The 12,866-nt window shown below is 60.9% G+C and carries 11 protein-coding genes and 1 pseudogene; 3 read left to right on the top strand and 9 right to left on the bottom strand.

Annotated elements, in window-relative coordinates; all coding sequences use genetic code 11:
- Positions 1–67: 67 nt before the first annotated feature.
- Positions 68–1,273, bottom strand: coding sequence for an MFS transporter (locus CAF65_RS15090; RefSeq protein ID WP_085716974.1), 1,206 nt, complete (start codon positions 1,271–1,273; stop codon positions 68–70).
- A 235-nt stretch (positions 1,274–1,508) separates the two neighbouring features.
- Here CAF65_RS15090 and CAF65_RS15085 point away from each other — a divergent pair.
- Positions 1,509–1,924 (top strand): annotated as a pseudogene (locus CAF65_RS15085) (hypothetical protein).
- 106 nt (positions 1,925–2,030) lie between these two features.
- Positions 2,031–2,474 (top strand): hypothetical protein, encoded by a 444-nt coding sequence (locus CAF65_RS15080; protein ID WP_085716973.1) that lies wholly within the window; start codon positions 2,031–2,033, stop codon positions 2,472–2,474.
- Between the two features lie 58 nt (positions 2,475–2,532).
- On the opposite strand, the gene CAF65_RS15075 is transcribed toward CAF65_RS15080, so the two are convergent.
- From CAF65_RS15075 to gcl, 8 genes are all read right to left on the bottom strand, one after another.
- Entirely contained in the window at positions 2,533–3,531 is a 999-nt protein-coding gene (locus CAF65_RS15075; RefSeq protein ID WP_085716972.1) for a sulfate ABC transporter substrate-binding protein, read from the bottom strand.
- Positions 3,532–3,622: 91 nt separating this feature from the next.
- Positions 3,623–4,447 (bottom strand): ion transporter, encoded by an 825-nt coding sequence (locus tag CAF65_RS15070; RefSeq protein WP_085716971.1) that lies wholly within the window; start codon positions 4,445–4,447, stop codon positions 3,623–3,625.
- Positions 4,448–4,468: 21 nt separating this feature from the next.
- Positions 4,469–5,383, bottom strand: a complete 915-nt coding sequence (locus tag CAF65_RS15065; RefSeq protein WP_085716970.1) for an urea transporter — start codon at positions 5,381–5,383, stop codon at positions 4,469–4,471.
- A 145-nt stretch (positions 5,384–5,528) separates the two neighbouring features.
- Positions 5,529–6,944, bottom strand: coding sequence for a pyruvate kinase (gene pyk, locus CAF65_RS15060; RefSeq protein ID WP_085716969.1), 1,416 nt, complete (start codon positions 6,942–6,944; stop codon positions 5,529–5,531).
- On the bottom strand, positions 6,934–8,214 hold the full coding sequence (locus tag CAF65_RS15055) for a glycerate kinase (RefSeq protein WP_085716968.1): 1,281 nt from the start codon (positions 8,212–8,214) through the stop codon (positions 6,934–6,936). Before CAF65_RS15055 ends, pyk begins: the two co-directional genes overlap by 11 nt.
- Positions 8,215–8,372: 158 nt before the next feature.
- Entirely contained in the window at positions 8,373–9,266 is an 894-nt protein-coding gene (locus CAF65_RS15045; protein ID WP_085716966.1) for a 2-hydroxy-3-oxopropionate reductase, read from the bottom strand.
- A gap of 156 nt (positions 9,267–9,422) precedes the next feature.
- On the bottom strand, positions 9,423–10,205 hold the full coding sequence (gene hyi, locus CAF65_RS15040) for a hydroxypyruvate isomerase (protein ID WP_085716965.1): 783 nt from the start codon (positions 10,203–10,205) through the stop codon (positions 9,423–9,425).
- Positions 10,206–10,334: 129 nt separating this feature from the next.
- On the bottom strand, positions 10,335–12,110 hold the full coding sequence (gene gcl / locus CAF65_RS15035) for a glyoxylate carboligase (RefSeq protein ID WP_085716964.1): 1,776 nt from the start codon (positions 12,108–12,110) through the stop codon (positions 10,335–10,337).
- A 268-nt stretch (positions 12,111–12,378) separates the two neighbouring features.
- Here gcl and CAF65_RS15030 point away from each other — a divergent pair, with 268 nt between their 5' ends.
- Entirely contained in the window at positions 12,379–12,819 is a 441-nt protein-coding gene (locus CAF65_RS15030) for a heme-binding protein (protein WP_085716963.1), read from the top strand.
- Positions 12,820–12,866: the final 47 nt, after the last annotated feature.

Here is a 12,866-nt window from a genome sequence, read left to right as displayed (position 1 = left end):
AAAACACTGCGGATCCACTGTGGGAGCGAGCCTGCTCCGGGCGGCGATCCGACCGGGTATTGAGTCCTTACGCCGTCGCCAGCGAAACCTTCTGCGAAACACTCAGGAACCGCAGCAATGCCAGCAGCGGGAATGCACTGCCGACGATCACGATCCACAACCAGCCACCGTGTTCGTACACCGCGCTGGCTATCGAAGAGCCGAAGGCGCCGCCGATGAAGATGCTGGTCATGTACAGCGCGTTCAGGCGACTGCGGCTTTTGCCGTCGAGGGCGTAGACCGCACGCTGGCCGAGGACCATGTTCATCTGCACGCAGAAATCGAGCACCACGCCGGTCACGGCCAGACCGATGACGCTGTAGGCGGGATGGATGAACGCCGGCACAAAACTCAGACTGGCGAACATCAGGGCCAGCAATGACGAGATGCGGGTGTGTCCGGCATCGGCCAGGCGTCCGGCGATCGGGGCGGCAATGGCGCCGATGGCTCCCACTAGCGCGAAAATCGCGATCTCGCTTTGCGACAATCCGTGATTGCGCGCCAGCTCCAGCGGCACGGCGGTCCAGAACAGGCTGAAGGTGGCAAACATGCAGCCCTGGTAAAACGCACGCTGGCGCAGCACCGGCTGCCTGCGCAACAGTGTCCACAGCGAGCCCAGCAATTGGCCATAGGACGCGCTGTGATCAGGTTCACGCTTGGGAATGGTCATCGCCAGCACGATGCTGATGGCCGCCATCAATACCGCGGCAATCACAAACATCGCCCGCCAGCCGAAGTGATCGGCCACCACACTGGACACTGGCCGGGCCAGCAGGATGCCGAGCAACAAACCGCCCATGATTGCGCCAACCACACGGCCACGTGTTTCTTCCGGCGCCAGGTGCGCAGCCAACGGAATCAGGATTTGCACCGAAACGGAACTGAACCCCACCAACAGCGAAATCAGCAAAAACACGTTCGGCTGATCGGTGAACGCCGCACCCAGCAGGCTGACAATCGCCACCAGCGTGGTGATGATCATCAACCGGCGGTTCTCCAGCAGGTCCCCCAGCGGCACCAGGAAAAACAGTCCCAGCGCATAGCCGATCTGAGTCAGGGAGACGATCAGGCTGGCCATGGCATTGGTCAGGCCGATGTCCGGAGCGATCAGGCCGATGATCGGCTGGGCGTAGTAGATGTTGGCGACAATGGCGCCGCAGCAGAAGGCGAACAGCAGCACCATGCCTCGGGTCATTGTCGCGGTGCCATGGGGCACCTGGGTCGCTGGGATCATATTGAGTCTCGCTGTACGGAAAGGATTGCGCGCAGGCTAACGGGCTGACTGAAACGGCGGAAGCGGGAATGGAGTGATAGTAATCATTCCATTGCGGAATGACTGGCGGACGGGTGTGTCGTCCGCCGAAGTGCCTTGCGTCAAAACACTGGAGGTGAATGATACATTCACTTACATCTTGTTCGATAGCGTGCTTATGTTCTCACTCCACGTCTTGTATCTGGAGGAACACTCCATGAATGCGATGTTCCGTCAGATGATTCACTGCGTTTCAGTCGTCACCTTGATCAGCATCTTCAGCGCTGGCCTGGTCCGGGCCGAAGACGCACCAGGCACGCGCATCGGGGTGCGCGGCGAGATCACCGGCGTCAGTCCGGACGTTCTGAAAGTCCATGCCAACAGCGGCGACAACGTGGTGATCAATCTGACCAGGGACACCAGGGGCCGCGCCGTGACCCTGGCCAACATCGAAGACATCAAGCCCGGCAGCTACATTGACTCCGCGCTATTCCTCAGGAGGATGGCACCCTCAAGGCCCTGGAGATGAAGGTGGGCGTAAAGATCGTGACCTTTGTGACGCAGGGCCCTGACGGCACGCTCACCGCTCAATCCATTTCGGTGGGCAAGGAGGGCGTGACTCTGCCAATGTAGCCGACACGTCGCAACCGACCATCCGAAGAAAAACCCGCAGAGCCCCGCTAGCTAGAATCTACAGGGGGGATCACTTCAATGTGTCCTTACACGCGGGAGTATCACGATGAAAATCGTATCTTCGCTGGCGTTCGTTGTCGCAGTCGGCGGGCTCTGTGGATGTTCGACAGTGCCGGACAACCAAGTCACCAACGTTCCCCTGAACGGCACCTCGGCCAATGTCGGGAATGTCGGCCGGCCGATCATGATGCCCAGTGGGCATGACACCGTGTTCTGGTTTGCAGTCAGTGGCGAGCCCATGGGCAGTGCGTTACCGGGTCGTCTGATGGCCTATATCTATCCGGGCAGTTGCGCAAACCTGGGGGCGAAACCGGCCTATGACTTGAACGACGGACCGAATGCACGCTTCTATTCGGCGGCGTCGCACCAGTATTTCTGGAAAAGCGCACCGGTCGCTGTCGAGACCCTTCGAGCCGGCGGCTATGCCCTGGTGGTGCGTGAAAGCCCGGCCGATGGTCACCAGGCTATTTTCTGCGGCAACCTGAGCTGAAATGACAGCCACAAAAAAGGCGACCTGTGCAGGTCGCCTTTTCGTTACCGCCCGACCATCACTGACCGCTATAAATCTGGTCGAAAACCCCACCATCATTGAAGTGGGTCTTCTGCACGGTGCGCCAGTCACCGAAGGTCTTCTCGACGGACAGGAAGTCCACTTTCGGGAAGCGGTCGGTGTACTTGGCCAGCACGGCCGGGTCACGCGGGCGCAGGTAGTTGGCGGCGGCGATTTCCTGGCCTTCCGGCGACCACAGGTACTTCAGGTATTGCTCGGCGGCGGCGCGGGTGCCTTTCTTGTCGACCGATTTGTCGACCACCGACACCGGTGGCTCGGCTTCGGCGGAAACGCTTGGGTAGATGACTTCGAACTGATCACGGCCGAATTCGCGGGCGATCATTTCCGCTTCGTTCTCGAAGGTCACCAGTACGTCGCCGATCTGATTGGTCATGAAGGTGGTGGTGGCGGCACGGCCACCGGTGTCGAGTACTGGCGCTTGTTTGAACAGCTTGCCGACGAAGTCTTTGGCCTTGTTCTCGTCACCGCCGTTTTTCAGTACGTAACCCCAGGCCGAGAGGTAGGTGTAGCGACCGTTGCCGGAGGTTTTCGGGTTCGGCACGACGACCTGAACGCCGTCCTTGAGCAGGTCCGGCCAGTCCTTCAGGGCTTTCGGGTTGCCCTTGCGTACGATGAACACGGTGGCCGAGGTGAACGGCGCGCTGTTGTTCGGCAGGCGCGTGACCCAGTTGTCCGGGACCAGTTTACCGTTGTCGGCCAGGGCGTTGATGTCGGTGGCCATGTTCATGGTGATCACGTCAGCCGGCAAACCGTCGATGACTGAACGCGCCTGTTTGCTGGAGCCGCCGAAGGACATTTGCAGAGTGATGTTTTCGTTGTGCTCGGCTTGCCAGTGTTTCTGGAACGCAGTGTTGTAGTCCTTGTAGAAATCTCGCATCACGTCGTAGGAAACGTTGAGCAGGGTCGGTGCAGCCTGGGCGATGTTGCCCAGGGCCAGGCCAGCGGCGAGAAGTGAGGCGCCAAAGAGTTTTTTCACTGCGCATTCCTTGTTCTATTAAAAGTGGGGCAATTTGCCAGCGACTATAACTGGGCTCGTATAGTCCTTTAAAGATTAAAAAGCTCTTTGCTTATTCCCGCTTCTTGAATAGCGCATTGCCGCAACGGGAACAGAACGACGCTTCTTGCTCGTGGCTGTTTTTCGCACACACCGGGCAGTCGTGCTGCAACTGGCCGCCACGCATGGCCGTGGCCAGTTCGGCGGTGAAGATCCCGGTGGGCACGGCAATGATCGAGTAACCGGTGATCATCACCATCGACGAGATGACCTGGCCCAGTGCGGTCTTGGGCACGATGTCGCCGTAGCCGACGGTGGTGAGAGTGACGATCGCCCAGTAAATACCCTTGGGAATGCTGGTGAAGCCATGTTGCGGGCCTTCGACCACGTACATCAGGGTGCCGAACACTGTCACCAGGGTGCAGACGCTGAGCAGGAATACGAGGATTTTCTGCTTGCTGCCGCGCAGGGCATCGAGCAGGTAATGGGCTTGCTTGAGGTAGGGGCCGAGTTTGAGCACGCGGAAGATCCGCAACATCCGGATCACCCGGATGATCAGCAGGTACTGGGCATCGCTGTAGTACAGCGCGAGGACGCCGGGCACGATGGCCAGCAGGTCCACCATGCCATAGAAACTGAAGGCATAGCGCAGGGGCTTGGGCGAGCAGTACAGGCGCAGGATGTACTCGCCGAGGAAGATCACCGTGAAGCCCCACTCGATGTACGCCAGCAGGCTGGCGTAGTTTTGGTGGACCTCATCGATGCTGTCCAGAATCACCACCACCAGGCTGGCGAGGATGATCAGCAGCAGGCTGGTGTCGAAGCGTCGCCCGGCGACGGTATCGGTCTGGAAAATAATCACGTACAGGCGATTACGCCACGTGTCGTTGCTGATCATGCACATCGCCTTGGCCGCAAATCAGCGCAGCCTAGGTTGATTCTCCCCGTTAGCGCAAGGCACGCTTTCGACAGTGGCTTTGCCAAGCATTTGCACAACGCTGCGAATCAGCCAGCAGGCAAGAATGAACGGCGCGGTCAGCGTGGGCAGACCAATGGCGGCAAACACCGGCGTCAGCACCAGCGCCAGGCCGATGCCAACCAGCGGCAGCCACGGTTGGCGACGCTGCGAGCTGAAGGCGAGGGCGGCGAGTACGGCGTTATAGCCACCAAGACCGAGCAATGCACTGTAGAAGTCGTGGTGCAGCAGGTTCCAGCCCATGCCCGCGACAGACGCCAGCAACGCCCAGCCGAAGGCGCGGCGATCGGCGATCAGCAAACCGGCGGCAATCATCGCACCGGCCAGCGGATGACCGAGGAACATCACCTGGCCGAGGCCTTTAAGGGGGGCGGCGAGCATGTTCAGCGTGCTGACTTCGATCAAGTGCGCTTGTGTCGAGGGTGTGGCGAAGCACAGCAGCAACCAGCCCAGCCCGACGAAGGGCGCCGTGTAGGCAGGCAGGTATTGGCTGACCCGGACGCGCTTGAGCCACTGCTGGGTGATCATCGCACTCAGGCCACCGGCGGCCAGAATCAGCAGCGGCATCATTGCCGACCAGGGGAAATACAGGCTCAACAACAGACCGAGCAGAACGCCGTTGTAGCTGAACAACCCGGCTTGCCGGTCAGCTTTGGCATAGTTGCGACGTTGCGCGGTGAGCAGCCCGGCGACACCGCCGAGCAAAGCGCCGCCGAGCAAGGCGGGCGCCGTGAACAGAATGGCCAGCAGGCACAGCAGGCCGCACAGCGGATTGCGCTGGAGAAAGATCTGGCTGAAGCCGTTGAGCAACGCTTCGGCCCAGTCGGGACAGTGGGTGTTGAAATGGTTGGCAGGCATGGCAGGTCTGAAAGTCAGTGGGACCGGGTTGCCTGCATCGCGAGCAGGCTCGCTCCCACACTGAATCTTTGTTCAGTCCTGGTTCCGTGAACGACACAAAACCAATGTGGGAGCGGGTTTGCTCGCGATGAGGCCGGTATGGGCGCTAGATCAATGTCTCGATACGCAAAGAGTTAGTCGATCCCGGCTGCCCAAAGGGCACACCGGCGGTGATCAATAATGTGTCGCCACGCTGCGCCATACCCTGGGCCTGGGCAATCTCCAGTGCCGTCGAGCAGACTTCATCGACCTGGCGCAAGCGGTCGTTGACCACAGAGTGCACACCCCAGGCCACGCTCAGGCGACGGGCGGTCTGCAGGTTTGGAGTCAGGTTGAGGATCGGCACCGTCGGCCGCTCCCGCGCCGCACGCAGGCTCGATGCGCCGGACTCGCTGTAGTTCACCAGCACCGCCACCGGCAGCACGTTGCTGATGCGGCGAATGGCGCAGCTGATCGCGTCGGAAACCGTCGCCTCGGCTTTCGGTCGGCTGACGTCGAGTTGAGTCTGATAGTCCGGACCGTTTTCCACCTGGCGGATGATTTTGCTCATCATCTGCACGGCTTCGAGCGGGTATTCGCCGGACGCAGTTTCCGCCGACAGCATCACCGCGTCCGCACCTTCGGCCACGGCGTTGGCCACATCGGTGACTTCGGCGCGGGTGGGCGCCGGTGAGAAGCGCATCGACTCCAGCATCTGGGTCGCCACCACCACCGGTTTGCCGAGCTGGCGGCAGATGCTGATGATGTTCTTCTGAATCTGCGGCACGCTTTCGGCCGGCACTTCCACACCCAGGTCACCGCGGGCAACCATGATCGCATCGCTCAATTCAGCGATCTCGCGCAGTTGTTCGACGGCCGAGGGCTTCTCGATCTTGGCCATCAGGAAGGCCTTGTCGCCGATCAGTGTACGGGCTTCGCGGATGTCATCGGGACGTTGTACGAACGACAGCGCCACCCAGTCCACACCCAGCTCCAGACCGAAGGTCAGATCGCGGCGGTCCTTGGCGGTCAGCGGGCTCAGGTCGAGTACCGCTTGCGGCACGTTCACACCTTTGCGGTCGGACAGTTCGCCGCCGTTGAGCACGGTGGTGTCGATGGCGTCGGCGTATTTGGTCACTACCCGCAGACGCAACTTGCCGTCGTCCAGCAGCAGGTCCATGCCTGGCTCCAGTGCGGCGATGATTTCCGGGTGTGGCAGGTTGACCCGGCGTTCATCGCCTGGCGTGGCATCAAGGTCCAGGCGCAAGGCCTGGCCGCGTACCAGGTGCACCTTGCCTTCGGCGAACTTGCCGACCCGCAGTTTCGGGCCTTGCAGGTCCATCAGAATGCCCAATGGATAATTCAGCTGGCGCTCGACTTCACGAATCCATTGAAAACGCTGGGCGTGGTCGGCGTGATCGCCATGGCTGAAATTCAGGCGGAAGATGTTGACCCCGGCCAGCACCAGCTCACGGATGTCGTCGATGCCGTCAATGGCAGGTCCCAGGGTGGCGAGTATTTTGACCTTTTTGTCAGGCGTCATGTTTAGTGCTCTCAAGGATCAGAATGGCGCGGAAGTCGTTGACGTTGGTACGGGTCGGCTCGGTGACGATCAGGGCGTCGAGTGCCTCGAAGTAGCCGTAGCCATTGTTGTTGTCCAACTCGTCGCTGGCGCTCAGGCCCTTTGCCGCGGCGCGGGCGTAGCTGTCCGGAGTCATGATCGCGCCGGCGTTGTCTTCCGAACCGTCGATGCCGTCGGTGTCACCGGCCAGCGCATAGACGCCGGGCAGGCCCTTGAGGCTGTCGGTCAGGCTTAGCAGGAACTCGGCGTTGCGCCCGCCACGGCCATTGCCGCGCACGGTGACGGTGGTTTCACCGCCCGAGAGAATCACGCAGGGCGCCGCCAGCGGCTGACCGTGCAGGACGATCTGCCGCGCGATGCCGGCATGGACTTTCGCCACCTCGCGGGACTCGCCTTCCAGATCGCCGAGGATCAGCGGACTGAACCCGGCCTGACGGCATTTCACCGCCGCCGCTTCAAGGGACTGTTGCGGGCGGGCGATCAACTGGAAATGGCTGCGTGCCAGGCTCGGGTCACCGGGTTTGACAGTTTCCGATTCAGGGCTTTGCAGCCAGTTGCGCACCGAGGCCGGAACCTCGATGGCGTAGCGCTTGAGGATCGCCAGCGCTTCGGCCGACGTGCTCGGGTCGGCCACGGTAGGGCCGGAGGCGATGACCGTGGCGAGGTCGCCCGGTACATCGGAAATCGCATAGGTGTAGACCGTGGCAGGCCAGCAGGCTTTGCCCAGGCGGCCGCCTTTGATCGCCGAGAGGTGCTTGCGCACGCAGTTCATCTCGCCGATGGTTGCGCCGGATTTGAGCAGGGCTTTGTTGATCGATTGCTTGTCGGCCAGGGTGATGCCTTCGGCTGGCAGTGCCAGCAGGGCAGAGCCACCACCGGAGAGCAGGAAGATCACGCGGTCGTTTTCGTTGAGGTCACTGACCAGTTCCAGCACACGCTTGGCCACGGCCAGGCCGGCGGCGTCCGGCACCGGATGCGCAGCTTCGACCACTTCGATTTTTTCGCAAGGGGCGCCGTGACCGTAACGGGTCACCACCAGGCCGGACACTTCACCCTGCCAGCAGCGCTCGACCACCTGGGCCATGGCGGCTGCGGCTTTACCAGCACCAATGACGATCACGCGACCGCTGCGGTCGGCAGGCAAATGGGCTTCGAGGACTTGTTGCGGATGCGCCGCGTCGATGGCTGTGGCAAACAGCTCGCGCAGCAATTGTTGCGGATCGACCGACATGGCGGGCTCCCGGAATTCTTGTTATTGGGTTTGTCGCGGACCCTGTGGGAGCGAGCCTGCTCGCGAAGACGGAGTGTCAGTCAACAGATCTGTTGAATGTGAAACCGCTTTCGCGAGCAGGCTCGCTCCCACAGGTTTGATGCTGGGTGGGACAGGGCTTACTTCTTGTCGCGAATCGAGAAGTTCGCCATGTGTTCCAGGCCCTTGATCAGCGCCGAGTGGTCCCAGTTACTGCCACCGATGGCCGCGCAGGTGCTGAACACTTGCTGGGTGTTGGCGGTGTTCGGCAGGTTGATGTTCAGCTCCTTGGCGCCTTGCAGGGCCAGGTTCAGGTCCTTCTGGTGCAGGCTGATGCGGAAGCCTGGATCGAAGGTGCCCTTGATCATGCGCTCGCCGTGCACTTCGAGGATCTTCGAGGATGCGAAACCGCCCATCAGTGCTTCACGCACCTTGGCTGGATCGGCACCGTTTTTCGAAGCGAACAGCAGGGCTTCAGCCACGGCCTGGATATTCAGGGCCACGATGATCTGGTTGGCCACCTTGGCGGTTTGACCGTCGCCGTTGGCACCGACCAGGGTGATGTTCTTGCCCATGGCCTGGAACAGCGGCAGGGCGCGTTCGAAGGCGTCGGCGTCGCCACCGACCATGATGCTAAGGGTCGCAGCCTTGGCGCCGACTTCACCGCCGGAGACCGGGGCGTCGAGGTATTGCGCGCCTTTTTCGTTGATTTTCGCTGCGAAAGCCTTGGTGGCGGTCGGCGAGATCGAGCTCATGTCGATCACCACTTTGCCTTTGCCAACACCGGCAGCAACGCCGTCGGCGCGGAACAGCACGTCATCGACCTGCGGGGTATCCGGCACCATGACGATGATGAATTCGGCTTCCTGGGCGACTTCCTTCGGGTTCGCCAGCGCGACGGCGCCACCGGCAACCAGGTCGGCAGGCGCAGGATCGTGATGCGCCGACAGGAACAGGCTGTGACCGGCTTTCTGCAGGTTCAACGCCATTGGGTGGCCCATGATGCCGGTGCCGATAAATCCGATTTTAGCCATGAGAAAATCCTCTTGTTTTTATTGCTGCTTCAAGCAAATAGGGGAGTGCTTTTTTGTGGGAGCGAGCCTGCTCGCGAAAGCGGTGTGCCAGGCAACACAGATATTGGATGTGCTGGCCTCTTCGCGAGCAGGCTCGCTCCCACAAGGGAAATTGCGTCAGATTGCGTTATGGGTCTTGAGCCAGCCCAGGCCGGCTTCCGTGGTGGTCAGCGGCTTGTATTCGCAACCGACCCAGCCCTGATAACCGATGCGGTCCAGGTGTTCGAACAGGAAGCGGTAGTTGATTTCACCGGTACCTGGTTCGTTGCGCCCCGGGTTGTCCGCGAGCTGCACATGGTTGATCTCGCTCAGGTGCGATTGCAGGGTGCGGGCCAGATCGCCTTCCATGATTTGCATGTGGTAGATGTCGTATTGCAGGAACAGGTTGGCGCTGCCGACCTGTTCGCGAATCGACAGGGCTTGCGCTGTGTTGTTCAGGTAGAAGCCTGGAATGTCACGGGTGTTGATCGCTTCCATCACCAGCTTGATACCCGCCGCTTGCAGCTTGTCGGCGGCGTATTTCAGGTTGGCGACGAAGGTTTTCTCCACGGTTGCATCGTCGAGGCCCTGCGGGCGAATACCGGCCAGGCAGTTGACCTGGGTGTTGCCCAGCACTTGTGCGTAAGCGATGGCCAGGTCGACACCGGCACGGAACTCTTCAACCCGATCCGGCAGGCACGCGATACCGCGTTCGCCCTTGGCCCAGTCACCGGCTGGCAGATTGAACAGCACTTGGGTCAGACCGTTGGCGTCGAGCTGGGCCTTGATTTCGGCAGAGCTGAAGTCGTACGGGAACAGGTATTCGACACCACTGAAGCCAGCCTTGGCGGCGGCGTCGAAGCGGGCAAGGAAATCCTGTTCGGTGAACAGCATGGACAGGTTGGCTGCGAAGCGCGGCATGGTGGTCTCCTGTAAATGTCTGAGGGCCCCTTGTGGGAGCGAGCCTGCTCGCGAAAGCGATATGTCAGCCAACATCTGTGTTGGATGTGAAACTGCCTTCGCGAGCAGGCTCGCTCCCACAGGGGGGGATCAATCGAGCAACGAAATAGCTGTTGGCGCATCGTTGCCGACCAGCGCCAGGTCTTCGAATTCGTTGACGGCGTTGATCTCGGTACCCATGGAAATGTTGGTCACGCGTTCCAGAATAATCTCCACGATCACTGGAACCTTGAACTCTTCGATCAGCTCTTCGGCCTTGCGCAGGGCAGGGGCGATGTCAGCCGGTTCGAATACGCGCAGCGCCTTGCAGCCGAGGCCTTCGGCCACCGCGACGTGGTCCACACCGTAACCGTTGAGTTCCGGGGCGTTGAGGTTGTCGAAGGACAGCTGCACGCAGTAGTCCATGTCGAAACCGCGCTGTGCCTGACGGATCAGGCCCAGGTACGAGTTGTTCACCACAACATGGATGTACGGCAGCTTGAACTGCGCACCCACCGCCAATTCCTCGATCATGAACTGGAAGTCATAGTCCCCCGACAGGGCCACGACTTTACGGTTCGGATCGGCCTTGACCACACCCAGCGCTGCCGGAATGGTCCAGCCCAACGGGCCTGCCTGACCGCAGTTGATCCAGTGACGCGGCTTGTAGACGTGCAGGAACTGCGCGCCGGCAATCTGCGACAGACCGATGGTGCTGACGTAGCAGGTGTCTTTGCCGAACACCTGGTTCATTTCTTCGTAGACGCGTTGCGGCTTGACCGGCACGTTGTCGAAGTGAGTCTTGCGCTGCAGGCTGGCTTTACGCTGCTGGCAGTCTTGCAGCCAGGCGCTGCGGTTCTTCAGCTTGCCGGCGGCCTGCCATTCGCGAGCGACTTCGATGAACACGGTCAGCGCGGCAGCGGCGTCGGACACGATGCCCAGGTCCGGGGTGAACACGCGGCCGATCTGGGTCGGTTCGATATCAACGTGAATGAACTTGCGGCCTTCGGTGTACACGTCGACGGAACCGGTGTGACGGTTGGCCCAACGGTTGCCCACGCCGAGCACGACGTCGGATTTCAGCATCGTGGCGTTGCCGTAGCGGTGCGACGTTTGCAAGCCGACCATGCCCACCATCAGCGGGTGATCGTCTGGAATGCTGCCCCAGCCCATCAGGGTCGGGATAACCGGAATGCCGGTCAGCTCGGCGAATTCCACCAGCAGGTCACTGGCATCGGCGTTGATGATGCCGCCACCGGCCACCAGCAATGGACGCTCGGCCTGATCCAGCATGGCCAGCGCTTTTTCAACCTGGACGCGGGTAGCGCTCGGCTTGGCCAGCGGCAGTGGCTGGTAGGCGTCGATGTCGAATTCGATTTCGGCCATCTGCACGTCGAACGGCAGATCGATCAGCACCGGGCCTGGACGGCCGGAGCGCATTTCATAGAAGGCTTTCTGGAACGCGTAAGGCACCTGGCCCGGTTCCAGAACGGTGGTTGCCCACTTGGTCACCGGCTTGACGATGCTGGTGATGTCGACAGCCTGGAAGTCTTCCTTGTGCATACGGGCGCGGGGTGCCTGGCCGGTAATGCAGAGGATTGGGATCGAGTCGGCCGAGGCGCTGTAGAGCCCGGTGACCATGTCGGTGCCGGCAGGGCCGGAAGTGCCGATGCACACACCGATGTTGCCAGCCTTGGTGCGGGTGTAGCCCTCGGCCATGTGCGAGGCGCCTTCAACGTGGCGAGCGAGTACGTGATCGATGCCGCCGACCTTTTGCAGGGCGGAGTACAGCGGGTTGATGGCGGCACCCGGGATGCCAAAAGCGGTATCGACCCCTTCACGGCGCATCACCAGAACGGCGGCTTCGATTGCTCTCATTTTGCTCATGGTTTTGTGCCTCTTTACGTTTTGTAATTGTATACAAGTGGCTTTGCGCAGAGTGTATTCACGGCGGACGGCGCAGGTCAATCCATTTTCTCAAGCGCTCGTTTCATTCGTCGGAAGCCCAATCTACTGTGGCTTTTCGTCGCATGTGGCGCCTTTCGATAATTATTGTATACAAAAAAATAATTCATTGTGTTCTATTTGTTGCATCGAGCTGCGGCACAACGGCGCAGCCCAACGACTTTCCGAAAAACAAAATGAGGACGGCACCATGAGCGCTTTAACCTTGAAAGTCGCAGTCAACCTGGTCAACGAGGCCATCAGTGCAGGACGGGCCATCTCGGCAGCTCCCCTGACCATTGCGGTACTGGATGCCGGTGGGCATCTGATCACCCTGCAACGCGAAGATGGCGCCAGCCTGTTGCGACCGCACGTCGCCATCGGCAAGGCCTGGGGCGCCATTGCGCTGGGCAAGGGGTCACGCCTGCTGGCGCTGGACGCCCAGCAACGCCCGGCGTTTATAGCCGCATTGAACAGCCTGGGGCAGGGCAGCGTCGTGCCGGCACCGGGTGGTGTGCTGGTTAGGGATCAGGACGGGAATGTGCTGGGTGCGGTGGGGATCAGCGGGGATCTGTCGGATGTTGATGAGCAGTGTGCGATCAATGCCATCGAGGTGTTGGGGTTGGTGGCGGATGCGGGGGTGGCAGCCTGAATTGCGTTGACTGAATGACCGCCTTCGCGAGCAGGCTCGCTCCCACA

It is taken from the genome of Pseudomonas sp. B28(2017) (assembly GCF_002113025.1).
GTDB lineage: Bacteria > Pseudomonadota > Gammaproteobacteria > Pseudomonadales > Pseudomonadaceae > Aquipseudomonas.
The sequence above is the reverse complement of the archived record's forward strand: the minus strand, read 5'-3'. Positions and strand labels throughout refer to the sequence as shown.

Excerpts from the sequence above, each read along its gene's own strand:
- CAF65_RS15090 (WP_085716974.1), bottom strand. The coding sequence starts at position 1,273 with ATGATCCCAGCGACCCAGGTGCCCCATGGCACCGCGACAATGACCCGA.
- CAF65_RS15080 (WP_085716973.1), top strand. The coding sequence starts at position 2,031 with ATGAAAATCGTATCTTCGCTGGCGTTCGTTGTCGCAGTCGGCGGGCTC.
- CAF65_RS15070 (WP_085716971.1), bottom strand. The coding sequence starts at position 4,447 with ATGATCAGCAACGACACGTGGCGTAATCGCCTGTACGTGATTATTTTC.
- CAF65_RS15065 (WP_085716970.1), bottom strand. The coding sequence starts at position 5,383 with ATGCCTGCCAACCATTTCAACACCCACTGTCCCGACTGGGCCGAAGCG.
- pyk (WP_085716969.1), bottom strand. The coding sequence starts at position 6,944 with ATGACGCCTGACAAAAAGGTCAAAATACTCGCCACCCTGGGACCTGCC.
- CAF65_RS15055 (WP_085716968.1), bottom strand. The coding sequence starts at position 8,214 with ATGTCGGTCGATCCGCAACAATTGCTGCGCGAGCTGTTTGCCACAGCC.
- CAF65_RS15045 (WP_085716966.1), bottom strand. The coding sequence starts at position 9,266 with ATGGCTAAAATCGGATTTATCGGCACCGGCATCATGGGCCACCCAATG.
- hyi (WP_085716965.1), bottom strand. The coding sequence starts at position 10,205 with ATGCCGCGCTTCGCAGCCAACCTGTCCATGCTGTTCACCGAACAGGAT.
- gcl (WP_085716964.1), bottom strand. The coding sequence starts at position 12,110 with ATGAGCAAAATGAGAGCAATCGAAGCCGCCGTTCTGGTGATGCGCCGT.
- CAF65_RS15030 (WP_085716963.1), top strand. The coding sequence starts at position 12,379 with ATGAGCGCTTTAACCTTGAAAGTCGCAGTCAACCTGGTCAACGAGGCC.